We start from the raw sequence: 25,434 nt of genomic DNA on the forward strand, positions 1-25,434 counted from the left end.
TCAATATAAAGTTAACCGGACCCGCACCCCTTAAACAGCTTGCCTATTCGGTCTCTCCGGAATGACAAGTGCCAAAAGAAGATACAGGCATGCCAAGAGAGCCAGCACCACGCCAAAGAACAAAATCCCAACCCAGCCCGCCTGGAACCAGCGCATTGCAAACGATGCGACGGCCCAGCCAAACGCGAAGACCACGCTCCCACCGGCCAGAAACGCATTGCGCCTCCATGTGCGTGCAAGCGTGAAGTGCCCCAGAAACAGAACAGCAAACGGGCTGGCGAGGACGAGAGCGCCAGCAAAATACGTCAAGGCCTGCCCGCCGTGATCGAGCGTGAAGAAATTTGCGGCGACGGCCGCCATCAAACACATCGCCGTGATGGCTGCGGTGGGATGAGGGCGCTGGACTTGCATGCGGTTTAACGTTTGACGATTGACTGGCAAGAGATTCAGTTCCGCTCCCGTTCAAACACCTTCAATGATTCGGATGTCTCGGTCCGCGCCATCTCCAAGCGCGGCTAAAGCGGCTTGGTAGTCGGGACTGTCGTGCGCGGCGGCGGCTTGCTCGACACTGTCAAACTCGATCAGGACTGTGCGCTCCTTCAACCCGAGTTCATAAGCCATTGACGGCTCACCGCGTGCCAAGAATCGACCTCCTGCTGACGTGAGTGCGGGGCCCGCAAGCTTCGCGTAGGCGGCGACCTTTTCGGCGTTCTTCACTGCGCGATACGTACTGACCCAATAGGCTTTGGACATTTGCTCTTCCTTGTCAATGTGAAATGAGTCTTATAACTCTTGCGAAGTTAGGGCGTTGCAATCTAGATGCCTAACGTTGGAGCTAAGCGGCATGCCGTAGGCATGTCCGCTTGAGCGACTGGTTAGGTGCAGCCCGACTGTGGCACGCGGTACCGGGAACTATATTGCGTTGCATTTGCCTGTTGAATCTATGCGTCACTTTATACCGCCCACAATCGTGCGCTCCCTATGCTGCAGCATTTGTGCTTCACGGGACGTGCTGTCTCGGTCGAACTCATCGGCTATCCCGCGCAAGTCTGAAAGCCGCATCGTCAGCTCGACATGAAGGCGATCCATGTCGTCCTGGACAAGACTCTGTAGCGAATTTGGCGCATCGAGGAACGCTTATGGCCGCCACGGCACCATGACGCATCCCGCGAGATGGGCGCGCCGCAGGTCGAGGCCTTCCTGACAAGACGCTTCGAAGACCATTCCTGATTCGATAGCTGCCTGCGCAGGTATTCATTGCGCTGGTGGCTTCAATGGCTTGAATCCCGGGTGTTGCGCAGCCTCGCTGCCAATCCATCAAGCGCCGGTCGACCGCTATTTCATGGCCAAATCAACCTCTGGCGCAATAGAAACGTGCGCAGGCAGCTATCAATAACAGAGCATTAGTTCAGCCTTGAACGGAACCGCTGCAGCAGCGCTTTGCGGCCAGCACGCCGCCGCCCCGCGCTAGCCTCGGCCGCCCGGCCCCGCGCGGCCAACCGAAGCCCGCGACGGCGCGGCGCAATGCTCGGACACCATGCCGGCCAGCCGGTGCAGCGCCTGCCAGCCGCTGGCGGGCCAGTCGGGCTGCTTCAGGCCCTTGACGATGCCATCGACCTTTTGCGCGGCATCGAGCAACCCTGCCAGCACCGCGTCGCTCATGCCGGGCAGCACGCGTTCGTAAAGCTTTTCTTTTGCCCCCCAGACGCGGTTGTCGCGCAGCGCCATCGGCATGGGGCGGCCGGCGCGAATCGCGTCTTTCACCCTTTTCATGCTGCGGATGTCTTCGGCCAGTGCCCAGTGCACCAGCACTTCGGACTCGCCTTCGGACTGCAGGCCGTCGATCATGCGGGCGGCGCGAATCGCCTGGCCGCCCAGCACCGCCTCGGACAGCTTGAACACGTCGTAGCGCGCCACGTTGAGCACGGCGTTTTCCACCTGGTCAAAGCCCAGCACGCCATCGCCCGTGACCGGGTAAAGCAGCGCCAGTTTCTGGATTTCCTGGTGCGCGGCCAGCAGGTTGCCCTCGACCCGGTCGGCAAAAAACTGCAGCGTACGCTGGCCTTCCTCGCCGTTGGCCACACGCTGACCCTGCTGCTGCAGGCGCTGGGCGATCCACTGCGGCAGCATGGGCCGGCCAATCGGCTCGAACTTGACGGTGATGCCGAAGCTCTCCAGCGCGCCAAACCAGGCGCCCTTGGTGGTCATGCCGTCCAGCCGGGGCAGCATCACCAGCGTCAGCGTCGAGTCGTCGCCCTGGGCGCGCTCGGCCAGCTGCTGCAGCGCTGCCGAGCCGTCCTTGCCCGGCTTGCCGCTGGGAATGCGGACTTCGACGATCTGCTTGTCAGAAAACAGGCTGAGCGAGCCGCCGCTGGCCAGCACCTCGCTCCAGTCGAAATGCGCGCCTGAAACCGTGTGCACGGTGCGTTCGGTATAGCCCTGGCTGCGGGCTGCGGCGCGCAGCGCATCGGCAAACTCCTGCACCAGCAGGGGCTCGTCGCCATGCAAGGTGTAGAGGCTCCTCAAGCCGCGCTTGAGGTGGTCGGACAGTTGGGCGGGGGCCAGTTGCATAGTGGAGTGATTCTAGAAGCTGGGGCCTGCGCGCTACGAGAGCCGGTAGGTTTCCAGGTGAATGCTGGTTTCGGTGTTGCTGATGCCCTTGAGCAGGCGGATGCGTTCGAGCACCTTGGCCAGGTCCTGCAGGTTTTCGGCGCGCAGTTCGGCCAGCAGGTCCCAGCGGCCGTTGGTGTCGTGCAGCGTGGCCACGCCGGGCTCGCCCAGCAGGCTGGCAATCACGGTGCGCGTCTGGTTGCCCTCGACGGCAATGCTCATCCAGGCCTTGATTTCATTGCGCTGTACATCGGGCCGCAGGCGCACGGTATAGCCGACGATGGCGTTGTCGTCTTCCAGCTTGCGGATGCGGTTGGTGACGGTGCCGCGCGACACGCCCAGCCGGCTGGCCAGTGCAGCCACGGACAAGCGCGCATCCTGGCGCAACAGCGAGATCAACTGGTGGTCGGTTTCATCCATTTTGGTATTTTAGGCTGCCATAGTGTCAATAAACTGCCAGTCTGCAAGCACTTTTGACACTTGTCATTGCCTTGCCGGAGAAAGACACTGGATGCATATCTTTTAAAACCAAAACGCATGAGGCTCTGCATGACACATTTCACCCCACACTGCCAGGAAACCCTGTTCCTGAGTCCTTCCGATGTGGCCGGGCTGGTGCGCAGCCAGGGCATGGCCGCTACGCTGGACGGCCTGGAGGCGTACATCCGGCAGGATTTTTCGCGCTGGAGCCGCTTTGACAAGTCGGCCCGCCTGGCAAGCCATTCGCCGGACGGCGTGATCGAACTCATGCCGATTGCCGATGGCGCCCACTACAGCTTCAAATACGTCAACGGCCATCCGAAAAACACCTCGCAGGGTCTGCCCACCGTCATGGCGTTTGGCGTTCTGGCCGATGTATCCACCGGCATGCCCATGCTGGTCAGTGAACTGACGCTGGCGACGGCCTTGCGCACCGCCGCCACCTCGGTGCTGGCGGCGCGCGCGCTGGCCCGGCCCGAGAGCCGCGTGATGGCGCTGATCGGCAATGGCGCGCAAAGCGAGTTCCAGGCGCTGGCCTTTCACCGTTTGCTCGGCATTGATGAAATCCGCCTCTACGACACCGATGCCGCGGCCACCGCCAAGCTGGTGCGCAACCTGCAGGACAACCCGGACACCGCCGGCCTGCGTTTGCGGGCTTGCGCCAGCAGCCTGGAGGCGGTGCGTGACGCAGACATCGTGACCACCCTCACTGCCGACAAGACGCAGGCGGCGATCATCACCGCCGGCATGCTCCGCCCCGGCACACACCTGAACGCCGTGGGGGGCGACTGCCCCGGCAAAACCGAAATCCACCCGGAGGTGCTGGCCGCTGCCAAAGTATTCGTGGAATACGAGCCGCAAACCCGAGTGGAAGGCGATTTGCAGCAGATGCCAGCCGGCTTTGCCGTCACCGAACTGTGGCAAGTACTGGCAGGCCAGGCGACGGGGCGCGACAGCGCCGCGCAGGTCACGGTGTTTGACTCGGTCGGCTTTGCGCTTGAAGACTTCTCGGCCTTGCGCTATCTATATGACCAGGCCCGACGGCTCGGGCTCGGCCGGGCCCTGCCCCTGATTCCCCGGCTGGACGATCCGAAGGACCTTTATCAGCTTGTCAGGCCGGCCCTTTCCGGTGCATGCGCGGCGCCAAGCGCCGGGGCGCATGCCAAGCCGGTGGCCGAGCCGCTTTTGAACTGAGCCGCAAGTCGTTCATCCAACACATTGCCCCACAACAAAGAATCGACACAACCATGACACAGCACATCAGACTCATAGGCGCACCCACCGATGTCGGCGCGGGCACGCGCGGCGCCTCGATGGGGCCAGAAGCCTTGCGCGTGGCCGGCATGCAACGCACGCTGGAAAGCCATGGCCTGGGCGTCACCGACCAGGGCAACCTCAGCGGACCGGCCAACCCCTGGCAACCCCCCATGGGCGGCTACCGCCATCTGGTCGAGGTCGCGGCCTGGAACCATGCGGTGCACGAAGCGGTGCACACGGCGCTGGTCGAAGGCGAAATGCCGGTGCTGCTGGGCGGCGACCACTGCCTGGCCATCGGCTCGATCAGCGCGGTGGCGCGTCACTGCCGCCAGACCGGAAAAAATCTGCGCGTGCTGTGGCTGGACGCGCACACCGACTTCAACACCGACGCTTTGACGCCGACCGGCAACACCCACGGCATGCCGGTGGCGGTGCTGTGCGGCCACGGACCGGCCGAACTGACCGGCATTGGCGGACAGTCGCCGGCGATCGAGCTGTCGGCGATTCGCCAGATCGGCATCCGCAGCGTCGATGCCGGCGAAAAACGCTTTGTCCAGGCATCGGGACTGGAGGTGTTCGACATGCGCTACATCGACGAAATGGGCATGAAACGCACCATGGAAGCAGCGCTGGCGGGCATGGACGACAACACGCACCTGCATGTGAGCTTTGACGTGGACTTTCTGGACGCCAGCTTCGCGCCCGGCGTCGGCACCGCCGTCAAGGGCGGACCGACCTACCGTGAGGCGCAGCTGTGCATGGAAATGATTGCCGACACCGGCCGGATGGCGTCGCTGGACGTGATGGAGCTGAACCCGGCGCTGGACGTGCGCAATGCCACGGCGGAAGTGGCGCTGGATTTGATCGAAAGCCTGTTCGGAAAAAGCACGCTGATGCGCCGGGGATAAAGCAACATCATCTGGCACGTCCGTGGCGGCGATCAAAGCTCGACGGATTGCCATTTGCTATGGTATTTATAGCTGCTAAAGCATATGCAGCAAGCGCAACAGATCTATTTGGTACAAAAAATTTATTTTCTGCTCAGAACATGCACGTCCCGAAGGCTGAAAACCAGCCGGCGCCACCAGAAGCTACAGAACCCGCTTTACCGTACCAGAAGCGCAGCCGCATATCAGGGGCAGCGAACCTGGCAAAGAGGGACGAGCGGCGCCCATCCCCACCAGCAAGGGCCGCGGAACCGGCTTCGCCGGGCCGCAGGCGCAGCGGCCCCCTTGGGGGGCAGCGAACCACACGCAGTGGGGAGCGTGGGGGCCTAACTCACACACCAGGGCGCGGTGTCATGCGCCAGCCCCATCCACAAGGCCCAGCCCGAGGTGGCCGCCAGCGCCAGACCGGCCAGACGTATCCCCCACTCGCCGCTGCCGCCGCCGTGCAGGCGCAGCAGCAGCCAGGGGCCGATCAGCAGGGACACGCTGCTGCCCAGCGCAAACAGCGCCATGGTCAGCGCGCCATCGAGCGGACCGCCGCTAAGCGCCGCCACCAGCACCGCCGAATACAGCAAGCCGCAGGGCATGAAGGCCCAGAGTGCGCCAATGGCCAGCGGCGCGCCCCGGCCCCAGGACGCATTGAAAGCCCGAACCCGCCGCCACACGCTGCGCGCCGTGCTGTCGAGCCACGCCGGCTGACGGGCCAGCACGACCAGCATGAGCCCCATCACCATCACGGCGACATGAAACAAGGTCCAGACCGGGCGCATGACCGCCGTCTGGGTGGTCAGCCATCCCAGGCCCTGCATCGACGCGGCAGCCACCGCACCGAGCGCCGAATAGCTGGCCAGCCGGCCGGCCTGAAAGCTCCAGAGGGCCGACGTCTTGCGCGCACCGGCCGCATTGCCGATACCGGCGCAGGCGGCGCCGCACATGGCGATGCAGTGCGGCCCGCCGGCCAGCCCCATCAGTAAGGCCGTCAGGGCCAGCGAAGTTTGCATGAGGATGTTTTAGATGATCAGGGACAACTTTGCCCGGGTGCGGTCGGCCTGAAGGTAACGGTCAAAGACCATGGCTACCTCGCGCAAGAAGTAACAGCCCATCACCGTCACCTGAATGCCGGTGTCGTTGACCTCCGCCAAGCCCTGCGCTTGCAGGCCGCCAAGCATTTCCAGCTCGGCAGAAAAATAGCGCTTGAAATCAATCAGGTCGCCCAGTTCAATCGACTCGAAATCCAGCTGGCCCTGGCACACCAGCGCCATGATGACGCTGCGCCGCACCAGGTCGTCGCGGGACAGCGCCAGTCCCCGCGCCACGGGCAATCGTCCCTGCTGCAGGTTGTCGTAATACGCGTCCAGGGTCTTGGCGTTCTGGCTGTAGCTGGCGCACAGCTTGCCAATGGCACAAACGCCCAGACCAATCAGGTCGGCGTCAGGCCGGGAGTTGTAGCCCTGCAAGTCGCGGTGCAGACGGCCCTGGCGCTTGGCAATTGCCAATGCATGGTTGGGCAGGGCAAACTGCCCCATGCCGATATGCACGTAACCGGCAGCCTGAAAGGCCGAAAAAGCGTGCATCTGCATGCAAATCCTGGCGTTGGCGTCAGGCAGCGCGGCAACGTCAATTCGCCGTTGCGGCTTGAAAAGCTGGGGCAGGTGGTCGTAGGCATACAGCGCAACACAGTCCGGGCGCAGCTGCACAAGCTGCGCCAGGGTGCGGTCAAACGATTGCGACGCTTGTTGCGGCAGCCCGCCAATCAGGTCCATGTTGATAGACTTAAAACCCATCACGCGCGCCGCTGCCATCTACGAAAAAACCTGTTCGGCAGGCTGGATGCGGTGAACCGCTTTTTGCACCGCTCTGGCGCTGCGCAAGGGCCTGCACCGGCTGTTCGGACGTGAACGCTTGCACGAAGCGGTCTGCCGTTGGGTACGTGGTGTAGCAGGGTGCCGATGCATCGACACGGTGAATCAGTTCATGGCTGGGGATGGGCATACAATTAATTGCCAGTGCGTTCGTGACGGTTTCTTGAAACGCGCACCCGCGATTTCGGGGCAAGCAATGCCAATGTATCGTGAAGTCCGTATTGTTTGTTTGACCTATGTCAGCAGTCAGCCTGACTAAAACCAGGCAACGAACCCACATCAGGAGAATGTCATGTTCGAGGTCACACCAGAGTCCATGGGAACGGCCAAGCGCGGGGATATCGCAAGCGACACCAAGCTCCAGCCCATCACCCCTCTCAGCGTAAAAGTTGCCTGCTCCAACTGCAACCTTCGTGAACTTTGCATGCCAATGGGTTTGAAAGCCGATGAACTCGACCGGATCGAGGAAGTGGTTGCCGTGCGCCGCAAGGTCAAACGCGGAGCCCACCTGTACAGCAACGGTGAAAATTTCAGCTCCCTGTTTGCCATCCGCACCGGCTTTTTCAAAACCTGCATCACCACCGAAGACGGCCGCAACCAGGTCACCGGATTTCAGATGGCGGGCGAAATTATCGGCCTGGACGGGATTGTCAAGGAGCACCACACCTGTGACGCCATTGCGCTGGAAGACGCTGAAGTATGTGTGATGCCGTTTGACCGCATCGAGGAGCTGTCACGGGAAGTGGTCTCCCTTCAGCGCCATGTGCACAAGATCATGAGCCGCGAGATCGTTCGTGAACATGGCGTGATGTTGCTGCTTGGCAGCATGCGCGCAGAAGAACGCCTGGCTGCTTTTTTACTCAATCTGGTCCAGCGGCTGCATGCCCGCGGCTTCTCGCAATCCGAGCTTCTGCTGCGCATGACGCGAGAAGAAATCGGCAGCTACCTGGGACTGAAGCTTGAAACGGTCAGCCGGACTTTTTCAAAATTTGTCGAAGACAAGATTGTGGAAGTCAAGCAGCGCCATGTGCGCATCCTGGACACCGAAGCGCTCAAGCTGATCGTCAACAACAACCACAAACCCTGCTGAGACCAAAACCGGGTAGGCCTGCGGCTGGCTGATTCCGTTTCCCAATCCCTCGAAAATCCGCTGCACAGCCGGAAACCGTGCGAAAGCACCGCAATAAGCGGCAACAACCTGCCGGACTGATGCGGCGATGGAATGACAGGCGTTTTTAACGCGCCCTGACTTTCCGGGTGCCGTTTTTGGCCCGCCCCTTGAAAGCTGGTTCGCGGCGATTCACTTCAAAAGGCGACATGGCAAGCAAGGCCGTCAAGGCACTCGACGCCATGGTCAGCGCCCAGAATACAAAAAAAGCCAGGGTGTAGACCGCCTCGCGCGACAAGGCCAAAGGCTGGCCGAACCAATGCAGGCTTTGCGGATCGACCAGGGCAAACACGACCATTTCGATCACGCCCGCCAGCAGGAAGGCAGGCCATGCAATCCACATCATTCGTTGAGTCCACATCGAGTTCAGGTCTTTCTTGCAGTTGGAGGATTGAATCGGCTTGTGATTTGAAGAACCCCGTTTGAATTTCCTTTATCGCTCAAGGCTCGGCAGGCGCCGGGGTCCCCGTGGCGGCATGGTTGCGAGCCTGCATTGCTGGCGCCATGTTGGTGGAAGGCACTTCCGGTTTCAAGGCACTCGGCACTGACTGCTGGCCGTAGCTTGGAACGACAGGATCAGGGATCTTGATGGCCAGGTACAGGGTAATGAATGAGGCGACGACCACCACGGCAGGCAGTGCAAAAACCATCCATACATGGCCGAATTTCCACCAGGGCTGTCCATCTTCATTGTTCATGATGTTTCCATTGTTGAATTAGCGGGGTACCAGAAACACTGATTTTTCGACCACACGACCCGGCGAGTTGACTGATTCGATTTCAAAATCGATCTCGTGCGAGCCGGGACTTGCGGCTTCGTACGGCAACTGCAGAGTCACGGCGACGCCCCGTGCCTGGGTTGCATCGACGGTGAATGTGCCTTCTGACGCCAGCGCCAGGCCTGGCAATCCGCTGGCGCTGAGGCGGTACTGCTGGGTGGTTTCGGTCGCATTCATCACCTGCAGGCGGTAGACATTTTCAATCTTTCCACCGCTCACAATACGCGCCAGCGAAGCACGGTCCCGAATGACATCGACCTTGAAGGGAGAACGCAGCGCCAGGCTGATGAACATGGCGGCGGTCACGGACAGCAAGATGGCCGTGTAGACCAGCACCCTGGGACGGAATATGCGGAGCACAAGCTGCGACTTCCCCCAGCCCTGCACCACCGCGTTCTGGGTCGAGTAGCGAATCAGGCCGCGTGGATAGCTCATCTTGTCCATCACGGTATCGCAGACATCGATGCACGCCGCGCAACTGATGCATTCGTATTGCAGCCCCTTGCGGATGTCGATTCCGGTTGGGCAGACCTGGACACACAGCGTGCAGTCTATGCATGAACCCAGATTCAGGGCGGCTGGGTCGGCCTTCCTGGAACGGCCCCCCCGGGGTTCGCCGCGCGCCTCGTCGTAGGTGACGATCAAGGTGTCCTTGTCAAACATGGCGCTCTGAAAGCGGGCGTACGGGCACATGTACTTGCAAACCTGTTCACGCATGAACCCTGCGTTGCCATAGGTGGCAAAGCCGTAAAAGAAAACCCAAAAGGTTTCCCACGGCCCCATGCTTGCACTGATGAAGCTGACGCCCAGCTCCTTGATGGGCGTGAAATAGCCAACAAAGGTGAATCCCGTCCACAAGGCCAGGGCCATCCACAAAACCTGCTTGCTGGTCTTGCGCGCCAGCTTCTTGACCGACATGGGGCTGGCGTCAAGTCGCAAGCGTGCCGAGCGATCGCCTTCGGTGATCTTTTCAAGCCAGAGAAAGATTTCGGTGTACACCGTCTGGGGACAGGCATAGCCGCACCACTGGCGACCGGCTACCGCCGTGAATAAAAACAGTCCCAGCGCCGAAATGACAAGAAGACCCGCCAGGTAAATGAAATCCTGCGGATAAAGCACCAGCCCCAGAATATAGAAGCGCCGCGCTTCCAGGTCAAACAAGACAGCCTGGCGCTGGCCCCACTCCAGCCATGGCAGACCATAGAAGACCAGCTGGGTGATCAAAACCGTGGCCCAGCGCCATTTCGAAAAAAATCCCGTCACGCTGCGCGGATAGATTTTCTGCTGGGCCTGGTAGAGGCTGCCTGATTCGCCATCGCCAGAGCCTGACGCGGCCTGCAACTGCTCTGCTGCCATGACCGCGATGGGAATGATTTTTCGAGGCGTCGGCTTTGAATTATTCACAGGGCATGCTCCATGCAAAACCCCGGCAGGGGCCTTGCCGGGTAAAAAATCACTTCAGCGCTACTGCGCCCGGTTTGTTGGACAAGCTCCAAACATAGGATGCCAGCACATGAATCTGGGAGTCGGTGAGCTTGCCCTCTTGCGCAGGCATCTGGTTGACCTTGCCGTTGTTGATCATGGCCACGATGGCGTTTTCACCCCAGCCGTGCAACCAGATGTCGTCGGTCAAATTGGGCGCGCCGATGGCCTGATTGCCTTTTCCATCCACGCCATGGCAGGCCGCGCAGGCACCGAACTTGCTCTTTCCGAGCGAAGCCTTGACCGAATCGTGCGGGCTGGCTGACAGGCTCAAAACGTAATGCGCCACATTGCGCACGTCATCCGAAGACCCCACCGCAGCCGCCATGGGGGGCATGTTGCCGATGCGTCCCTTGACCAAAGTTTCGACAATCTTGTCGGGCGTCCCGCCATGCAGCCAGTCCTTGTCCGACAGATTGGGAAATCCCTTGCTGCCCCGGGCATCCGAGCCGTGGCACTGCGAGCAGTTGTTCATGAACAGTCGCTCGCCAATTGCCATCGCCTGGGGATCGCCCGCCACGTCTTCGGGCTTCATGCTGTTGAATCTGGCGTACAAAGGCTCGACCGCCTTGTTGCCTTTGGCCACTTCCGCCTCGTACTGGCCGATGGCGCTCCAGCCAAACTTGCCGGCGTAAGTGCCAAGGCCTGGGTAAAGGGCAAGGTAGGCCAGCGCAAAAATCACGGTGATGATGAACAGCCACACCCACCAGCGTGGCAGCGGATTGTTCATCTCGCGCAGGTCACCGTCCCACACGTGACCGGTGGTGTTGTCATTGGCCGTCATGGCTTTGGCCTTGCCGCTGAACCACAGCAGCAGCAGGCAGGCAAAGATGCCGGCCAGTGAGATGCCGGTGACATAGAACGACCAGAAACTGCTGGTGAAATCACTCATTTTTTTCTTCCTTGTCCCGTTCCTGGGCGCTGTGCGTCTTCGTCTTGTTCAAAGGGCAGTTGGGCCGCCTCGTCGAAACCCTTGGCATTGCGGCTGGACCAGGCCCACGCGACGATGCCGATGAAAACAAGAAAAGTGGCCACCGTCACGATGGACCTGAGGGTGTTGATATCCATGGTCATGTGCCTCTGTGCTTATTTGCGGTGAATGCCGAGCACCTGCAAATAGGCGATCACGGCTTCCATCTCGGTTTTTCCCTTGACATCGGTGGCCGCCGACGCAATTTGCGCATCGGTGTACGGCGTGCCCACTGTGCGCAGTCCCTCCATGTGGGCCTTGATCGAACCGTCATCAACCAGGCTTGTTGTCAGCCATGAATAGGCGGGCATGTTGGACTCGGGCACCAGGTCGCGCGGATTGTTCAGGTGAATCCGGTGCCATTCGTCGCTGTACTTGCCGCCCACCCGAGCCAGGTCGGGACCGGTTCGCTTGCTGCCCCACTGGAAGGGATGGTCGTAAACGAACTCGCCGGCGACCGAATAAGGCCCGTAGCGCAGGGTTTCAGCGCGGAACGGACGAATCATTTGCGAATGGCAGTTGTAGCAGCCTTCACGCTGGTAAATGTCACGCCCGATGACCTGCAGCGCGGTGTAGGGCTGCAGCCCCTTGATGGGCTCGGTCGTCGACTTCTGGAAGAACAGCGGGACGATCTCCACCAGGCCGCCGACAGCGAGCACCAGCAGGATCAGCACGATCATCAGGAAGTTGCTGGTTTCGACCTTCTCGTGAGAAAGTCCACCGCTCGATTTTTGGTTAGCCATATTGTTGTTTTCCTCAAGCGTGGGCCATAGCCGCCGGAATGTTGACGGTGACAGAGCGACCCGCCGTGGCCGTCTTGTAGGTGTTCCAGAGCATGATCACCATGCCGCTCAAATACAGCACGCCGCCCAGCAGACGCAAGACATAAAAGGGGAACGTGGCCTTGACCGATTCGACGAAGGTGTAGGTCAGCGTGCCATCCGGATTCACCGCACGCCACATCAGGCCCTGCATGACACCGGCAATCCACATGGCCGCGATGTAGATCACGATGCCGATGGTGGCGGTCCAGAAATGCACCTCGACCGCTTTCATGCTGTACATCTGCTTCTGGCCGAAAAGGCGCGGGATCAGGTAGTACATGCTGCCGATGGTGATCAGGCCCACCCAGCCCAGGGCACCCGAATGCACGTGTCCAATGGTCCAGTCGGTGTAGTGCGACAGCGCGTTGACGGTCTTGATGGACATCATCGGGCCTTCGAACGTGCTCATGCCGTAGAACGACAGCGACACGATCAGAAAGCGCAGGATGGGGTCGTCGCGCAGCTTGTGCCAGGCGCCCGACAGCGTCATGATGCCGTTGATCATGCCGCCCCAGCTTGGCGCCAGCAGGATCAGCGAAAACGCCATGCCGACAGACTGGGTCCAGTCAGGCAACGCGGTGTAGTGCAGGTGGTGCGGACCGGCCCACATGTAGGTAAAAATCAGCGCCCAAAAGTGAACGATGGACAGGCGGTAGGAATACACCGGGCGCTCGGCCTGCTTGGGAATGAAGTAATACATCATGCCCAGGAAACCGGCCGTCAGCAGGAAGCCCACGGCGTTGTGCCCGTACCACCACTGCACCATGGCGTCCTGCACGCCGGCATAGGCCGAGTAGGACTTCATCAAGCCGACCGGAATGACCGCATTGTTCACCAGGTGCAGCATGGCGATGGCGATGATGAACGCGCCATAGAACCAGTTGGCCACGTAGATGTGCCGGACCTTGCGGGTGCCGACCGTGCCAAAAAACACAAAGGCATAGGCCACCCAGACCAGCGTGATCAGGATGTCGATGGGCCATTCGAGTTCGGCGTATTCCTTGCTCTGCGTGTACCCCATCGGCAGGGAAATCGCCGCCGCCACAATGACCACCTGCCAGCCCCAGAAGACGAACGCGGCCAGCTTGTCGGAAAACAGCCTGACCTGGCAGGTTCGCTGAACCACGTACAGGGATGTGCCCATCAGCCCGCAGCAGCCAAACGCGAAGATCACCGCATTGGTGTGCAGCGGCCGCAGTCGCCCGTAGCTGAGCCAGGGGACTCCCGCAATAAGGTCTGGCCAGGCCAGCTGGGCCGCGATGATCACGCCGACCAGCATGCCAACCACCCCCCAGACCACCGTCATGATGGCGAACTGCCGCACAACGGTGTCGTTGTAGGTCGTTGCCCGTGTATTGGCAAATGTCATTTTTACCTCTTCTTTACTTGTTAACTCCTCAAGCGTATCGGGAGGTAAAGAATTTGAGGTTGACCTGCGTCAATCATCTCGAAGAATGCGCTCGCCTTCTGCATCGATGTCTTCAAACTGGCCTCGGTAAATCGCCCAGGCCAGACCGCCCAGGATGAAAAAAACCAGAATGACCGACAAGGGAATGAGCAAGTAAAGGATGTCCATCAATCGCTTTCCAGAGGTGCGATGGCTGAAGACAGCCGCAAGGCGTTCAGCACGACCAGCAACGAGCTCAGTGCCATGCCTATTCCCGCCAGCCATGCAGGCAGCCAGCCAGCCACGGCCAGTGGCACACAGACGGCGTTGTAGACAGCGGCCCACCACAAATTCTGGTGAACAATGCCCAGGGTGCGCCGTGCCTGCGCCAGGGTCTGGGCCACCGTGCCCAGGCGCCCCCCCAGCACCACCAGGTCGGACTGGGCCTGCGCCAGAGGCACGGCTTGGCCAAAAGCAAACGACACATGGGCGCCTGCCAGAACCGGCCCGTCGTTCAGTCCGTCGCCGACCATCGCGACATGGTGGCCTTGCGACTGCAGGTGGCGCAAAAACACGAGCTTGTCCTGCGGTGTGCAGCCTCCCTGGCTGTTGTCGATGCCCGCTTGCCGGGCAACGCGGGCGGCCGATTCCGGCAAATCGCCGGACAACAGGTAAACCTTGACGCCTTGCGCCATCAGCGCCGCCACCGTGGCATGGGCGTCGGGCCGCAGGTCTTCCTTCAGCTCAAAGGTGGCGACCCACCCCTGGTCGTCGCTCAGGCAGGCATGCAGGGCTGTCGTGACCGGCGGCTCCACCTCGCAAAACCGGGCAGAACCGAGGCGGGCCATGACAGCAGATGCCGCCGTGTCACCCAGGCAAAGGCGCCCTGACACACCCTGACCAGGGGTTTCCCGGGCGTCCTGCACCGCGTAAAGCACGCCCCCCTGCCCGGCCAATGACAATGCGCGCGACACCGGGTGCAAGGAATGTTTTCCCAGCGCAGCCGCCATGGCCAGGGCCTCATCTCTGGAAATGCCCTGGCGCGTATGCACTTCGCCCAGCGCGAACGCATCACGGGTCAGGGTGCCGGTTTTGTCGAACACCACCGTATCGACCGTTGCCAGTGCCTCGAGCGCCTGCAAACGCCGGACCAGCACGCCGCTGCGCGCCAGGGAACCGGCGCTGGCCAGCATGGCGGCCGGCGTGGCCAGCGACAACGCGCAAGGGCAGGTGACGATCAGGACTGCCACCGCCACCATCAGCGCATGGCCGGGGTCATGCGACCACCAGTAGGCGCCGGCCCCGCCAGCGGCCACCAGCACCAGCAGAAGAAAAGGCTTGGCAATGCGATCGGCCAGTTGCGCCAGTTGCGGCTTGGAGGTCGAAGCGCTTTCCATCAGCGCGACGATTTGCGCAAACCGCGTCTGGCCGCCGGTGAGCTCGACCTTCACCACCACCGGGGCCGCCAGGTTGTGGCTGCCGGCAATCACACATCCGCCCTTGTCGCGCGGCAAGGGCCGCGATTCACCGGTCAGCAGCGATTCGTCGGCCAGCGTGCGGCCTTCAAGAATGACGCCATCGGCCGGGAAAGCCTCGCCCGGCAACACCCGGATCACGTCGCCCGCGCCGAGCCGCCGAACGGCCACACGCTCAAAGACCCCGTCAGCGCCGCGCCGCTCGACGCTGTCGGGCAGGCGGTTCATGAGCGCTTCCAGCGCGCCTGCGGTTCGGCCCTGCAGGCGCAGCTCCAGCCAGCGACCGGTCAGCAGGAAAAAGACAAACATGGTGAACGAGTCGAAATACACCTCGGCGCCAAAGATTCCGCCGGGCTCGAACGTGCCCATCGAGCTGACAGCAAACGTGATGCCCATGCCCAGCGCCACCGGCAGGTCCATGCTGATGCGGCGGTGGCGCAGGTCACGCAGCGCATTGCGGAAAAAGGGTGCGCAGGAAAACAGCAGCACCGGCAAGGACAGCACCCAGGAAGCCCAGCGCAGCAACCGCGCCATGTCAGGCGCCAGGTCGCCCGGCTCGGCCACGTAGGCGGGCCATGCGTACATCATGACCTGCATCATGCACAGGCCGGCCACGCCCAGCCGCCACAGCGCCTGTCGGGTTTCGACGCGCCGGCGGTCGTTGGCGAAGGCGTCGCTCGCCGGCACAGCTGGATAGCCGGCGCGGGCGGCAGCCTGCATCCAGCCCGAGGGGCTGATGCGCGTATCGGACCAGACAATGCGGCCACGGTGGCTGGCAGCGCTGATGTCGGCCGACAGCACGCCCGGCACCTTGCGCAAGGCGTCTTCGATCGTCAGGGCGCAGGCCGCGCAGTGCATGCCTTCAAACACCACGCTCGACTCCCAGCACGAAGGCTGCCCGGCCAGCGGTCGGCTGAAGGCCGACCATTCGTCTGGCTCATCGAGCAGGGCCAGCGGCGTGCCACTGGCTGTTGGAGCGGGCAGTTCATCCGCCGCACTGGACGAAGGCAGGGAAAGGGGTGACAAGCTGGCCGTTTGCATGGTCCGCCAGCTTAATGGGCTTTAAATTGCAATGTGTTGATTTAGATCGACTTCAAGGCAATCAGCCTAAAGGCCAAACCACATTCAGCCAAAGCGACGGGCCTGACCAGGCCCCGCCATGGCATGGCCAGCAGCCCTTCGCTGGCTTACTCCAGGCTGGTCACTGCTGCCAGCCGTCGCATGACCTGCTGAACGACATCGCTTTGCATGTCACGGTAAAGCAGCGCTTCCTCGGCGTCCTTCGCCAGCACCGCCGACTCGTTGAAGCTGATGTCGCGTTGCAGGGCAATTTCACTTGCCGGGATCAGCTCCCGGCCCGCCAGGGTGCGCAAGCGGAATGAAAACAGCAGCCGCAACTGGAACTCGCGCACCTGGCCCGACGAGTTCAGACTGAGCACCACTTTTTCGCGCCGGTCTTGCAGAACTTCAAGCACCACTTGCGCCTCGTTGATACGGCGCGCGTCGGTGATCACGCTGACTTTGCCGGTGCCCTCAAGGGAGCGCCTGAGTTGCACACCCAAAGGCGACGACTCAGCCAAGCCACTGTAGAGCGTGGAAAACGCAAAATTGGGCGCCTTGCGCAAGGCAAAACCGCAGCCGTTCAGGCTGACCAGCGTCAGCGACGCAGCAGAAGCTGCAAAAACCAGAAAAGCGCGTCGCTGCATGGATAGGCCTTGGTAAATATTGACGAAAATGCTGCGTCTTAAACGACGATGTTGACCAGGCGGCCCGGCACAACGATGACTTTCTTGGCGGGCGCGCCTGCCGCTTGCCGGGTAAAGGCTTCCGAAGCCAGCGCTGCTGCCTCAATCTCGGCCTTGCTGGCACCAGCGGGCACCGTGACCGAGCCGCGCAGCTTGCCATTCACCTGCAGCATCAGCTCGATCTCGTCCTGTTGCAGGGCGCTGGTGTCCACTTCGGGCCACGGCGCGTCCAGCAGCTCGCCGGCTTCTCCGGCGTAGCCCAGTTCGTTCCACAAACTGTGCGTCAGGTGAGGCGCAGCCGGATAAAGACAACGCAGCAGAATGCCAAAGCCTTCGCGTGTAGCCGCCACGGCGCTTGCAGAAGGCGTGCTTTTAAAGTCTTCGAGCGCATTGAGCAGTTTCATGGTGCCCGACACCACGGTGTTGTACTGCATGCGCTGGTAGTCATAGTCCACCTGCTTGAGCAAGGTGTGTACTTCCAGCCTCAGCCCCTTGGATTCTTTATCAAATAGGGCTTTTGCGCATACTGCATTAGCGTCAGCAGCTCCTGAATTCATAGCATTCAACTTGACACCGAAATTCCAGACACGGCGCAGGAAGCGATACGAACCCTCAACACCCGCGTCGTTCCACTCCAGCGTGGCTTCGGGCGGTGCGGTGAACATGGTGTAAAGGCGTGCGGTGTCGGCGCCGTATTTTTCAATGATGTCCTGCGGATCAACGCCATTGCTCTTGGACTTGGACATGGTGCCCACGCCTTCGTAGTCGATCAGCGTTCCGGCGGGCAGCATGATTCCGCCGCTTTCCGCAGCGTGCTTGAGGCGCGCACCAGTGATCTTGCCGGTGTCGTCAAGCACATGCTCGACATCGTGCGGCCAGAAGTACTCCTTGCCGCCCTTGTCCGAGCGGCGCGAGTAAATGTGGTTGAGCACCATGCCCTGCGTGAGCAGTTTGGTGAAGGGCTCATCGACCTTGACGAGTCCCATGTCGCGCATCACCTTGGTCCAGAAACGCGCATACAGCAGATGAAGAATCGCATGCTCGATGCCGCCGATGTACTGGTCCATCGGCATCCAGTACTCAGCGCCTTCGGCCACCATGGCTTCACTGTTCTGGGGGTCGCAATAGCGCATGAAATACCATGAACTGTCGACAAAGGTGTCCATCGTGTCGGTTTCGCGGCGGGCGGGTTTGCCGCAGACCGGGCAGACGACGCCGGCATGAAAGCCTTCATGCTTGTGCAGCGGATTGCCCGAGCCGTCGGGGATGCAGTCCATCGGCAATACCACCGGCAGGTCTTTTTCGGGCACCGGCACGGCACCGTGCTCGTCGCAATGGATGATGGGAATCGGCGTGCCCCAGTAGCGCTGGCGGCTCACGCCCCAGTCGCGCAGCCGCCAGGTGGTTTTTTTCTCGCCCAGGCCTTTGGCGGCCAGGTCGGCGGCCACGGCATCGACGGCTGCCTTGAAGCCCAGGCCGTCGTAGTTGCCGGAGTTGATGGCAACGCCCTGCTGCTTGTCGCCATACCAGTCGGCCCAGGCCTCAAGGCTGTAAGCCTTGCCTTGAACATCGGTCACCTGCTTGATGGGCAAATCGTATTTTTTGGCAAATTCAAAATCGCGTTCGTCATGCGCGGGCACGCCCATCACCGCGCCGTCGCCATAGCTCATCAGCACATAGTTGCCAACCCAGACCTCGACCTGCTCGCCGGTCAGCGGATGCGTGACCAACAGGCTGGTAGCCATGCCCTTTTTCTCCTGCGTCGCCAGTTCGGCCTCGGTCGTACCGCCAGACTTGCATTCGGCGATGAACGCAGCCAATGCCGGATTTTCCAGGGCGGCATGCACTGCCAGCGGGTGCTCGGGCGCCACGGCGCAAAAGGTCACGCCCATGATGGTGTCGGCGCGGGTAGTGAACACATACATGCGGCCATCGCCAATCAGGTCGCCGGCTGCATTTTTGATGTCGTGCGGGAAAGCAAAACGCACGCCTTCGCTCTTGCCGATCCAGTTTTCCTGCATCAGCTTGACGCGCTCGGGCCAGCCCGGCAGCTTGTGCTGCACGCTGTCGAGCAGTTCTTCGGCGTAGTCAGTGATCTTCAGGTAATAACCCGGAATCTCGCGCTTTTCGACGGTCGCGCCGGTGCGCCAGCCCTTGCCGTCGATGACCTGCTCGTTGGCCAGCACGGTCTGGTCTACCGGGTCCCAGTTCACCACCTGGGTCTTGCGGTAGGCGATGCCTTTTTCCAGCATTTTCAGAAACAGCCACTGGTTCCACTTGTAATAGCTGGGGTCGCAGGTGGCGATTTCGCGGCTCCAGTCAACGGCCAGCCCCATCGCCTGCATCTGCTTTTTCATGTAGGCGATGTTGTCGTAGGTCCACTTAGCCGGGGGCACGCCGTTTTTCAGCGCGGCATTTTCGGCTGGCAGGCCAAAGGCGTCCCAGCCCATCGGCATCAGGACGTTATAGCCTTTCATGCGCAGGTAGCGCGTCAGCATGTCGTTGATGGTGTAGTTGCGCACATGGCCCATGTGCAGCTTGCCGCTCGGGTAAGGCAGCATCGAGCAGGCATAGTATTTCTGGCGGCTCGCGTCCTCGGTCACGCGGTAGGCATCGGCGGCATTCCAGTGGGTTTGCGCACTGCGCTCGACGTCGATGTGGTTGTATTTGTCTTGCATGAAAAAGTCTGGCTACCGAAAAAAGAAACCCCTGGCCCGGGGCGGGCAGCCTGGGCTGCGAATGGATGATTTTAGAGGCTGCACGCCACCGGCTAGCCGCCGGAAGGCGCAGTTGGGCTGGCCGGTGACGCCGGTTCCGCAACAAAGCCGATGCGACTTAACCCGGCTTTTTGCGCCACCCCCATGATTTCGACCACCTTGCCGTAGGGCACAGCTTCGTCGGCGCGCAGTTGCACCTCGGTGTCAGGATGCTGGCGGGCGGTATGCGCCAGCTGGCGTGCCAGCTCATCAAGCGGCTGCGGCTGGTCGTTCAGGAAAGCCTGGCCGCTTTTGTCGACGACCAGTGTGACAAACCGGGGGGTGTCCAGCGCTTTCGCCGCGTCGGTTTTTGGCAGGTCGAGGCGGATGGCGCTGGCCAGCAAGGGCGCGGTGATGATGAAGATGACCACCAGCACCAGCATCACGTCCACCAGCGGCGTGACGTTGATGTCGCTCATCGGCGGCGAAGCAGGCGTTCGTTCAAGTCGGCCAAAGGTCATGGCGTCTTGTCCGGCGTGCCTTGCGCGTCATGTGGTGTTTCCGGACGATCAGCTTGCTGTGTCTGACGGTCCAGGTTTCGGCCATGGAGCTGGCTTGCCAAGGCCGCAGCAGGAGTGGCCAGCGCGGGAGTCAGTCCCGCATGCGCAGCGGCAAACGTGGGGACCAGCAGCCCGCGCAAATCAAAGGCGAACCCTTCCAGGTCAGCCTCGATGCGGCCTATGCTCCGGCCGAACACGTTGTAGGCCAGCACCGCCGGGATCGCCACCGCCAGGCCGGCAGCCGTCATGATGAGGGCCTCGCCCACCGGACCGGAGACCTTGTCGATGGTGACCTGGCCGGCCATGGCCATCCCGGTCAGCGCATGGTAAATCCCCCAGACCGTTCCCAGCAGCCCGACAAAGGGCGCCGTGGAACCCACCGTGGCCAGCAGAACCTGGCCAAATTGCAGCTTGTGCAACACCGCATGCAATGCATCGCGCAGCACGCGGGTGAGTTGCGCCGACTTGTCGCCGGCCGTGGCCAAGGTTCCATGCGCCCTGGCTTGGGTCGCAGCAATCAGCGGCAACACCAGGGATTCGCGGTCAAACACAGCCACCTTGGCGCTCGCAGCGTCAATCGAGGTTGACTGCCAGAAAGCCGCTGTGCTGCGCGCCACGTCGCCTGCAGCACGGCGCAGCAACCAGCCCTTCCAAAAAATGACCACCCAGCTGGCGACCGACATGGCCAGCAGCAGCGCCGCGACCGCCTGGCTGATTAAGCCTCCTTGCGCGATAAGGGCCAGCAGACTCATGCCGGCGTCACTTCAGGTTGAGCACATCGAACATGTCAAACAGGCCTGTCGCCTGCGTGCCCAGAAAGCGCGCGGCGCGCAGGCTGCCCTGGGCATAGGTGGCGCGGCTTGAGGACTTGTGGCTGATTTCGATGCGCTCGCCATCACCCAGAAACAGCACGTTGTGGTCGCCCACAATGTCACCGCCGCGTATGGTGGCAAAGCCGATGCTCGATGGATCGCGCTCGCCGGTGACGCCTTCGCGCGCATAAACGGCGCAGTCCTTCAGGTCGCGGCCCAGCGCACCCGCAATCACCTCGCCCATCTTGAGCGCCGTGCCCGAAGGCGCATCGACCTTATGGCGGTGGTGCGCCTCGATGATTTCAATGTCGTAGCCGGTAGACAGCGCCTTGGCCGCCATCTCCAGCAGCTTCAAGGTGACGTTGACGCCGACGCTCATGTTCGGCGCCATGACGATCGCGATGTCTTGGGCGGCATCCCGGATTTCTGCCTTCTGTGCGTCCGAAAAGCCGGTGGTGCCAATGACCAGCTTGATGCCCAGTTCACGGCAAACGGCCAGGTGGGCAAGCGTGCCTTCAGGCCGCGTGAAATCAATCAGTAACCGTGAATCCTTCAGGCCTTCGCGCAGGTCCGAATGAATCAGGATGCCGCTGGAACGGCCGGCAAAGGCACACGCGTCCTGGCCGATGGCGGGACTTGACGCCACATCCAGCGCGCCTGTGAGCAGGCAGTCAGTGCTGGCATTCACCGCCTCGATCAGCATGTGGCCCATACGGCCACTGGCGCCGGCAATGGCGATTTTGTACGGGCGGTCCTGCTCCAGTGAACCCGCGCTCATTGCTTCGGGCTTTCCAGCGGCGGGTAAACCGTGGTCGATGGCCCGGCCGGCACATTGCCTGCATCGGCTTGGGCGCCTGGACTGGCGCTGGAAACCGATGGCTTTTCCGCCGACTTGAGTTGTTCGTCGGTGGCTTGCAGCACAGGCACTTTGCCCAGCACCCGCTTGTTGCTCAGCGTGGAAATGAACTCTGCTTCGCTGGGCATGTTGTCGCCAGAAAAGCGTTCAAGCTGGTCGCCCTTGAAGAAGACGGTGTACTTGAAGGCCTGGGGCTCGACCCCCTGGCGCTTGAGCGTGAACACGTAATCCCAACGGTCTGCATGGAACAGGCTGGTCATCAGGGGGGTACCCAGCACAGCCTTGACCTGATCACGTGTCATGCCCGCCTGCAGTTGCCCCACCTGCTCGCGAGAAACAAAGTTTCCCTGGATGACGTCAACCTTGTAGGGCGTGATCCAGTTGACTGGGTTGACCGAACTGCTGCTCATGGTGCCGCTGCTGCAAGACGCCAGCACTCCGCAAACCACGACCATAAGGATTTTTTGAATGCTGTAATGATGATTTGCAGGCAGGGCGGACATAGTGGAAGGTGTAGCGATATGATCAAACATTGTAGCGGCTGGGTGCTTTCAGGCCTGTTTTCAGGCCGTCCGGGACGCCGCCCTTTTCCCGAAAAGATTCAAGAGAGACTCCCATGAGCAACATTGACGAACTGAAAAACACCGGCCTGAAGGCAACGCTGCCGCGACTGAAAATACTGGAAATCTTTCAGGGTGGCAAGCAGCGCCACATGACGGCCGAGGATGTTTTTCGCGTATTGCTTGAAGAGCGCTCCGACATCGGGCTGGCCACGGTGTACCGGGTGCTGATGCAGTTCGAGCAGGCAGGCTTGCTTAACCGCAGCAATTTCGAATCGGGCAAGGCGGTGTACGAGATCAATGAAGGCCAGCACCATGACCATTTGGTCTGCCTCGACTGCGGCAAGGTCGAAGAGTTTTACGACGCCGAGATTGAAAAGCGGCAGCACGCAGTGGCTGAACTCAAGGGTTTTGCGATTGCCGACCATTCGCTGTCGATTTATGCCAATTGCACCAAGACCGATTGCCCCAACCGGCGACCAGTGCCCGGACGCCACCATCATCATCATTCCTGATCGTCAGCCCGACGTATTTCCCAGCTTCAAGGAGAACAAATAAACCAGTAAACCTGTCTCCTTTTCCGTTCGGCATGGCCAGCACCAGTTTTGAAGGGCGACAGGAGGGACTGCCCCCTCAACGGAGGCAGCGAACCACGCGCAGCCGGAGTGCGGGAGCCTAATCGTCTTGTTCCATCGCCCGGCGATGCCGTTCGACAAATTCCTGGTAGGTATTGATGCCGCGCAACTGCAGGATGGCATTGCGCACGGCAGCTTCAACCAGCACGGCAATGTTGCGGCCAGCCTCGACCTGGATGATGACCTTGCGTACCGGAACACCCAGTACATCTTGCGTCAACGGCTCATAGGGAATGCGTTCATAGTCGCGCTCCAGCGTTTCGCGGCGCACCAGGTGAACGATCATTTTCAGGCGCATCTTGCGGCGCACGGCTGTTTCGCCAAAAATGGCCTTGATGTCAAGCAAGCCGATGCCGCGCACTTCGAGCAGGTTTTGCAGCAGGTCAGGGCAACGCCCTTCAATGGCGGTCTGGTTGATGCGGAACAGGTCAATGGCGTCATCGGCCACCAGGCCATGGCCACGCGAAATCAGCTCCAGCCCCAGCTCGCTTTTGCCCAGCCCTGACTCCCCGGTGATCATCACACCCATGCCCAGGATGTCCATGAACACGCCGTGCATCGAGGTACGCTCGGCAAAATGCCGGGACAGATAAGCCCGCAGCACATCGATCACGAAAGCGGCCGACTCGGGCGTTGCAAACATCGGTAGCTGGGCACGTTCGCACATCGACAGCAGTGTGTCAGGTGCGGTCTGGCCGTCGGCCACCACCAGTACCGGCGGCTCCAGCGTGATGATGCGCGAGATCCGCCGAGCACCGTCCTCAAGGCTCGGATGCGTCAGGTAGGCCACTTCGCGCTCGCCCAGGATCTGCACGCGATAAGGATGGATGTAATTGAGGTAGCCGACCAGATCGGCACCGGAGCGCGCCTGGCTGACTGCCACTTCGTCAAAACGCCGTTCAGAAGCCCCCAAACCAGCGACCCATTCCCATTTCAGGGAGACACGATGGTCTTCAAACAAGACATCGGCGCTGACGACGGTGGGCTTCATGCCAACCCGGGCGGCGAAAGCCGAATGCTCATGGACTGACTTCGTGCGCAGACTGCCAAGTCGCAATCAACTGGTGCAGGTTCTCTGCACTGGCACTGGTCTTGAGCTGCTCGCGGAGATGGCTGTCGCTCAGAAGTTCAGCAATTTCAGACAGTATTTCGAGGTGCTTTTGCGTTGCGGCTTCGGGAACCAGCAAAAAAACCAGCAGATTGACTGCCAGTTCATCCGGCGCATCAAACCCGATGGGCGTCTGAAGCTGGAAGATTGCGGCCATAGGGGTTTTAAGGCCCTTGATGCGGCCATGCGGAATCGCCACGCCGTGGCCCAGGCCGGTAGAACCCAGCCGTTCACGGGCAAAAAGACTGTCGGTGATGAGCGCACGGTTCAGGCCGTGAAGGTTCTCGAAGAGCAGCCCGGCTTCTTCAAACGCGCGCTTTTTGCTGGTCGCTTCGACGCGAACCAGCACTTGGGGAGGAGGCAAAATTTGCGAAAGACGGTTCATGACGCTCTTTTAATCGGCGGACTATGCACTTTACAGTGGATTGATTGAAAAAGAGACAAAAAAAGCCGTTTGCCATGACAAACGACCTATGCATGCAACACCTTGGCAACTCGGCGCCAATTTGTTCACGCTATTTAATTGAAAGGCTCACCGCAGAATGCGCTTCAAACGCACAGGGCAAGCCTGTCGGCGCACTCGATGAACGACTGATTCAGACTTCTGCACGCTTTGCGCAGGCATGCCCATGGTCTTGCGTCTTGGCCTTGTAGCGGCCGACTTGGCGGTCGAGCTTGTCCGCCAGTTCATCAACAGCAGCGTACAAATCAGCATGCGAGCTTTCGGCAAAAAGGTCTCGACCCTTGACATGCACATTGCATTCCGCCCTCTGGCGTTTTTCCTTTTCTGTCATGTTGTCCACTGCCAGTAAGACCCTGACATCGACCACTTGGTCGAAATGCCGGGTGATGCGATCAAGCTTGCTCGTCACATAGCCGCGAAGCGCTGGGGTGACTTCAAGATGGTGACCACTGATCGTCAAGTTCATACAGAGACTCCTATTCCAAAAGTTGGAACTGGTTGAAAAACGCCATCGAACGTGTCAGGCAAGGCGGCGGACGGAACACTCTCTTGACTTCACTATGCCTTCTGGGGTTATCAATTGCAAGCCACGAAGGCCGCCGAACAAGGGTAGCGCTTTGACCATGTTACGTTGCAAATACCCTGAAAATTGGCTAACAGAACCTAGTAGACAGTCAACCTGATTCGTTAATTAAAGTCTAAATTTTTCTGCTGGGTTACTTTTGCCAGTTTTGTGGGCGATATTCTCCGAAACCACT

Annotated in this window: 26 protein-coding genes and 2 pseudogenes; 4 read left to right on the forward strand and 24 right to left on the reverse strand. The window is 60.8% G+C overall.

Features of this window, described 5'->3' with window-relative positions; translation table 11 throughout:
* Positions 1–30: 30 nt before the first annotated feature.
* From IWX87_RS14880 to IWX87_RS14895, 4 genes are all read right to left on the reverse strand, one after another.
* On the reverse strand, positions 31–441 hold the full coding sequence (locus IWX87_RS14880) for a hypothetical protein (protein WP_196864315.1): 411 nt from the start codon (positions 439–441) through the stop codon (positions 31–33).
* Between the two features lie 21 nt (positions 442–462).
* Positions 463–753 (reverse strand): DUF1330 domain-containing protein, encoded by a 291-nt coding sequence (locus IWX87_RS14885; RefSeq protein WP_196864316.1) that lies wholly within the window; start codon positions 751–753, stop codon positions 463–465.
* Between the two features lie 714 nt (positions 754–1,467).
* Positions 1,468–2,571, reverse strand: a complete 1,104-nt coding sequence (gene holA, locus IWX87_RS14890) for a DNA polymerase III subunit delta (RefSeq protein ID WP_196864317.1) — start codon at positions 2,569–2,571, stop codon at positions 1,468–1,470.
* Between the two features lie 33 nt (positions 2,572–2,604).
* A complete protein-coding gene (locus IWX87_RS14895) occupies positions 2,605–3,030 on the reverse strand; it encodes an Lrp/AsnC family transcriptional regulator (protein ID WP_196864318.1) in 426 nt (141 codons plus the stop codon).
* A gap of 129 nt (positions 3,031–3,159) precedes the next feature.
* On the opposite strand from IWX87_RS14895, the gene IWX87_RS14900 reads away from it, so the two are divergent.
* Complete coding sequence (locus IWX87_RS14900; RefSeq protein ID WP_196864319.1) at positions 3,160–4,284, forward strand: ornithine cyclodeaminase; 1,125 nt, start codon at positions 3,160–3,162, stop codon at positions 4,282–4,284.
* Positions 4,285–4,337: 53 nt separating this feature from the next.
* Positions 4,338–5,255, forward strand: a complete 918-nt coding sequence (rocF, locus tag IWX87_RS14905; RefSeq protein WP_196864320.1) for an arginase — start codon at positions 4,338–4,340, stop codon at positions 5,253–5,255.
* 365 nt (positions 5,256–5,620) lie between these two features.
* On the opposite strand, the gene IWX87_RS14910 is transcribed toward rocF, so the two are convergent.
* A complete protein-coding gene (locus IWX87_RS14910) occupies positions 5,621–6,295 on the reverse strand; it encodes a sulfite exporter TauE/SafE family protein (protein WP_196864321.1) in 675 nt (224 codons plus the stop codon).
* Positions 6,296–6,304: 9 nt separating this feature from the next.
* A pseudogene (locus IWX87_RS14915) lies at positions 6,305–7,147 on the reverse strand (coproporphyrinogen III oxidase); the annotation flags it as partial.
* 376 nt (positions 7,148–7,523) lie between these two features.
* Here IWX87_RS14915 and fnr point away from each other — a divergent pair.
* Positions 7,524–8,246, forward strand: a complete 723-nt coding sequence (gene fnr, locus IWX87_RS14920; RefSeq protein WP_196864341.1) for a fumarate/nitrate reduction transcriptional regulator Fnr — start codon at positions 7,524–7,526, stop codon at positions 8,244–8,246.
* Between the two features lie 145 nt (positions 8,247–8,391).
* Here the strand turns inward: fnr and IWX87_RS14925 are convergent, their stop codons facing one another.
* From IWX87_RS14925 to IWX87_RS14995, 15 genes and pseudogenes are all read right to left on the reverse strand, one after another.
* Positions 8,392–8,685 (reverse strand): hypothetical protein, encoded by a 294-nt coding sequence (locus IWX87_RS14925; protein WP_196864322.1) that lies wholly within the window; start codon positions 8,683–8,685, stop codon positions 8,392–8,394.
* Between the two features lie 79 nt (positions 8,686–8,764).
* A complete protein-coding gene (locus IWX87_RS14930) occupies positions 8,765–9,022 on the reverse strand; it encodes a nitrogen fixation protein FixH (RefSeq protein ID WP_196864323.1) in 258 nt (85 codons plus the stop codon).
* Positions 9,023–9,040: 18 nt separating this feature from the next.
* Positions 9,041–10,507 (reverse strand): cytochrome c oxidase accessory protein CcoG, encoded by a 1,467-nt coding sequence (ccoG, locus tag IWX87_RS14935; protein WP_370583919.1) that lies wholly within the window; start codon positions 10,505–10,507, stop codon positions 9,041–9,043.
* Between the two features lie 49 nt (positions 10,508–10,556).
* Entirely contained in the window at positions 10,557–11,477 is a 921-nt protein-coding gene (gene ccoP, locus IWX87_RS14940) for a cytochrome-c oxidase, cbb3-type subunit III (RefSeq protein ID WP_196864324.1), read from the reverse strand.
* Positions 11,474–11,653 (reverse strand): cbb3-type cytochrome c oxidase subunit 3, encoded by a 180-nt coding sequence (locus IWX87_RS14945; protein ID WP_280757292.1) that lies wholly within the window; start codon positions 11,651–11,653, stop codon positions 11,474–11,476. Before IWX87_RS14945 ends, ccoP begins: the two co-directional genes overlap by 4 nt.
* An 18-nt stretch (positions 11,654–11,671) precedes the next feature.
* Positions 11,672–12,298 (reverse strand): cytochrome-c oxidase, cbb3-type subunit II, encoded by a 627-nt coding sequence (gene ccoO / locus IWX87_RS14950; protein WP_196864326.1) that lies wholly within the window; start codon positions 12,296–12,298, stop codon positions 11,672–11,674.
* A 13-nt stretch (positions 12,299–12,311) separates the two neighbouring features.
* A complete protein-coding gene (ccoN, locus tag IWX87_RS14955; RefSeq protein WP_196864327.1) occupies positions 12,312–13,748 on the reverse strand; it encodes a cytochrome-c oxidase, cbb3-type subunit I in 1,437 nt (478 codons plus the stop codon).
* Between the two features lie 69 nt (positions 13,749–13,817).
* Positions 13,818–13,955: a cbb3-type cytochrome oxidase assembly protein CcoS gene (ccoS, locus tag IWX87_RS14960; RefSeq protein ID WP_036808255.1), complete on the reverse strand. Its 138-nt coding sequence runs from the start codon at positions 13,953–13,955 to the stop codon at positions 13,818–13,820.
* Positions 13,955–16,282 (reverse strand): cation-translocating P-type ATPase, encoded by a 2,328-nt coding sequence (locus IWX87_RS14965; RefSeq protein WP_196864328.1) that lies wholly within the window; start codon positions 16,280–16,282, stop codon positions 13,955–13,957. The genes ccoS and IWX87_RS14965 overlap by 1 nt, the downstream gene beginning before the upstream one ends.
* A gap of 146 nt (positions 16,283–16,428) precedes the next feature.
* On the reverse strand, positions 16,429–16,947 hold the full coding sequence (gene lptE, locus IWX87_RS14970; protein WP_196864329.1) for an LPS assembly lipoprotein LptE: 519 nt from the start codon (positions 16,945–16,947) through the stop codon (positions 16,429–16,431).
* A 38-nt stretch (positions 16,948–16,985) separates the two neighbouring features.
* Positions 16,986–19,664 carry a leucine--tRNA ligase gene (gene leuS / locus IWX87_RS14975; protein ID WP_196864330.1) on the reverse strand — a complete coding sequence of 893 codons (2,679 nt, stop codon included), beginning with the start codon at positions 19,662–19,664 and terminating at the stop codon, positions 16,986–16,988.
* 92 nt (positions 19,665–19,756) lie between these two features.
* Positions 19,757–20,203 (reverse strand): biopolymer transporter ExbD, encoded by a 447-nt coding sequence (locus tag IWX87_RS14980; protein ID WP_196864331.1) that lies wholly within the window; start codon positions 20,201–20,203, stop codon positions 19,757–19,759.
* A 146-nt stretch (positions 20,204–20,349) separates the two neighbouring features.
* Positions 20,350–20,994: pseudogene (locus IWX87_RS14985) on the reverse strand (MotA/TolQ/ExbB proton channel family protein); the annotation flags it as partial.
* A 7-nt stretch (positions 20,995–21,001) separates the two neighbouring features.
* Positions 21,002–21,832 carry a 4-hydroxy-tetrahydrodipicolinate reductase gene (dapB, locus tag IWX87_RS14990; RefSeq protein ID WP_196864333.1) on the reverse strand — a complete coding sequence of 277 codons (831 nt, stop codon included), beginning with the start codon at positions 21,830–21,832 and terminating at the stop codon, positions 21,002–21,004.
* Entirely contained in the window at positions 21,829–22,320 is a 492-nt protein-coding gene (locus tag IWX87_RS14995; RefSeq protein WP_231374821.1) for an outer membrane protein assembly factor BamE, read from the reverse strand. The genes dapB and IWX87_RS14995 overlap by 4 nt, the downstream gene beginning before the upstream one ends.
* 206 nt (positions 22,321–22,526) lie before the next feature.
* On the opposite strand from IWX87_RS14995, the gene fur reads away from it, so the two are divergent.
* Positions 22,527–22,985, forward strand: coding sequence for a ferric iron uptake transcriptional regulator (gene fur / locus IWX87_RS15000; RefSeq protein WP_196864335.1), 459 nt, complete (start codon positions 22,527–22,529; stop codon positions 22,983–22,985).
* A 160-nt stretch (positions 22,986–23,145) separates the two neighbouring features.
* Here the strand turns inward: fur and hprK are convergent, their stop codons facing one another.
* The 3 genes from hprK to hpf form a co-directional block, all read right to left on the reverse strand.
* Positions 23,146–24,096: an HPr(Ser) kinase/phosphatase gene (gene hprK, locus IWX87_RS15005; RefSeq protein WP_196864336.1), complete on the reverse strand. Its 951-nt coding sequence runs from the start codon at positions 24,094–24,096 to the stop codon at positions 23,146–23,148.
* A 28-nt stretch (positions 24,097–24,124) separates the two neighbouring features.
* The gene (gene ptsN, locus IWX87_RS15010; RefSeq protein WP_196864337.1) at positions 24,125–24,598 is read right to left on the reverse strand and encodes a PTS IIA-like nitrogen regulatory protein PtsN; all 474 of its coding nucleotides are present in this window, start codon (positions 24,596–24,598) and stop codon (positions 24,125–24,127) included.
* 211 nt (positions 24,599–24,809) lie between these two features.
* Entirely contained in the window at positions 24,810–25,142 is a 333-nt protein-coding gene (gene hpf, locus IWX87_RS15015; RefSeq protein ID WP_196864338.1) for a ribosome hibernation-promoting factor, HPF/YfiA family, read from the reverse strand.
* Positions 25,143–25,434: the final 292 nt, after the last annotated feature.

Source organism: Polaromonas sp. CG_9.7, from assembly GCF_015752205.1.
Lineage (GTDB): Bacteria > Pseudomonadota > Gammaproteobacteria > Burkholderiales > Burkholderiaceae_C > Polaromonas.

What these genes read in the sequence shown, in the direction of transcription:
- holA (WP_196864317.1), bottom strand. Translation starts at nt 2,571, where the DNA reads ATGCAACTGGCCCCCGCCCAACTGTCCGACCACCTCAAGCGCGGCTTG.
- IWX87_RS14895 (WP_196864318.1), bottom strand. Translation starts at nt 3,030, where the DNA reads ATGGATGAAACCGACCACCAGTTGATCTCGCTGTTGCGCCAGGATGCG.
- hpf (WP_196864338.1), bottom strand. Translation starts at nt 25,142, where the DNA reads ATGAACTTGACGATCAGTGGTCACCATCTTGAAGTCACCCCAGCGCTT.
- IWX87_RS14930 (WP_196864323.1), bottom strand. Translation starts at nt 9,022, where the DNA reads ATGAACAATGAAGATGGACAGCCCTGGTGGAAATTCGGCCATGTATGG.
- IWX87_RS14885 (WP_196864316.1), bottom strand. Translation starts at nt 753, where the DNA reads ATGTCCAAAGCCTATTGGGTCAGTACGTATCGCGCAGTGAAGAACGCC.
- fur (WP_196864335.1), top strand. Translation starts at nt 22,527, where the DNA reads ATGAGCAACATTGACGAACTGAAAAACACCGGCCTGAAGGCAACGCTG.
- ccoP (WP_196864324.1), bottom strand. Translation starts at nt 11,477, where the DNA reads ATGAGTGATTTCACCAGCAGTTTCTGGTCGTTCTATGTCACCGGCATC.
- ptsN (WP_196864337.1), bottom strand. Translation starts at nt 24,598, where the DNA reads ATGAACCGTCTTTCGCAAATTTTGCCTCCTCCCCAAGTGCTGGTTCGC.
- ccoS (WP_036808255.1), bottom strand. Translation starts at nt 13,955, where the DNA reads ATGGACATCCTTTACTTGCTCATTCCCTTGTCGGTCATTCTGGTTTTT.
- IWX87_RS14945 (WP_280757292.1), bottom strand. Translation starts at nt 11,653, where the DNA reads ATGGATATCAACACCCTCAGGTCCATCGTGACGGTGGCCACTTTTCTT.
- IWX87_RS14965 (WP_196864328.1), bottom strand. Translation starts at nt 16,282, where the DNA reads ATGCAAACGGCCAGCTTGTCACCCCTTTCCCTGCCTTCGTCCAGTGCG.
- hprK (WP_196864336.1), bottom strand. Translation starts at nt 24,096, where the DNA reads ATGAAGCCCACCGTCGTCAGCGCCGATGTCTTGTTTGAAGACCATCGT.
- IWX87_RS14910 (WP_196864321.1), bottom strand. Translation starts at nt 6,295, where the DNA reads ATGCAAACTTCGCTGGCCCTGACGGCCTTACTGATGGGGCTGGCCGGC.
- IWX87_RS14995 (WP_231374821.1), bottom strand. Translation starts at nt 22,320, where the DNA reads ATGAGCAGCAGTTCGGTCAACCCAGTCAACTGGATCACGCCCTACAAG.
- leuS (WP_196864330.1), bottom strand. Translation starts at nt 19,664, where the DNA reads ATGCAAGACAAATACAACCACATCGACGTCGAGCGCAGTGCGCAAACC.
- ccoO (WP_196864326.1), bottom strand. Translation starts at nt 12,298, where the DNA reads ATGGCTAACCAAAAATCGAGCGGTGGACTTTCTCACGAGAAGGTCGAA.
- ccoN (WP_196864327.1), bottom strand. Translation starts at nt 13,748, where the DNA reads ATGACATTTGCCAATACACGGGCAACGACCTACAACGACACCGTTGTG.
- IWX87_RS14980 (WP_196864331.1), bottom strand. Translation starts at nt 20,203, where the DNA reads ATGACCTTTGGCCGACTTGAACGAACGCCTGCTTCGCCGCCGATGAGC.
- IWX87_RS14925 (WP_196864322.1), bottom strand. Translation starts at nt 8,685, where the DNA reads ATGTGGACTCAACGAATGATGTGGATTGCATGGCCTGCCTTCCTGCTG.
- IWX87_RS14900 (WP_196864319.1), top strand. Translation starts at nt 3,160, where the DNA reads ATGACACATTTCACCCCACACTGCCAGGAAACCCTGTTCCTGAGTCCT.
- dapB (WP_196864333.1), bottom strand. Translation starts at nt 21,832, where the DNA reads ATGAGCGCGGGTTCACTGGAGCAGGACCGCCCGTACAAAATCGCCATT.
- lptE (WP_196864329.1), bottom strand. Translation starts at nt 16,947, where the DNA reads ATGCAGCGACGCGCTTTTCTGGTTTTTGCAGCTTCTGCTGCGTCGCTG.
- rocF (WP_196864320.1), top strand. Translation starts at nt 4,338, where the DNA reads ATGACACAGCACATCAGACTCATAGGCGCACCCACCGATGTCGGCGCG.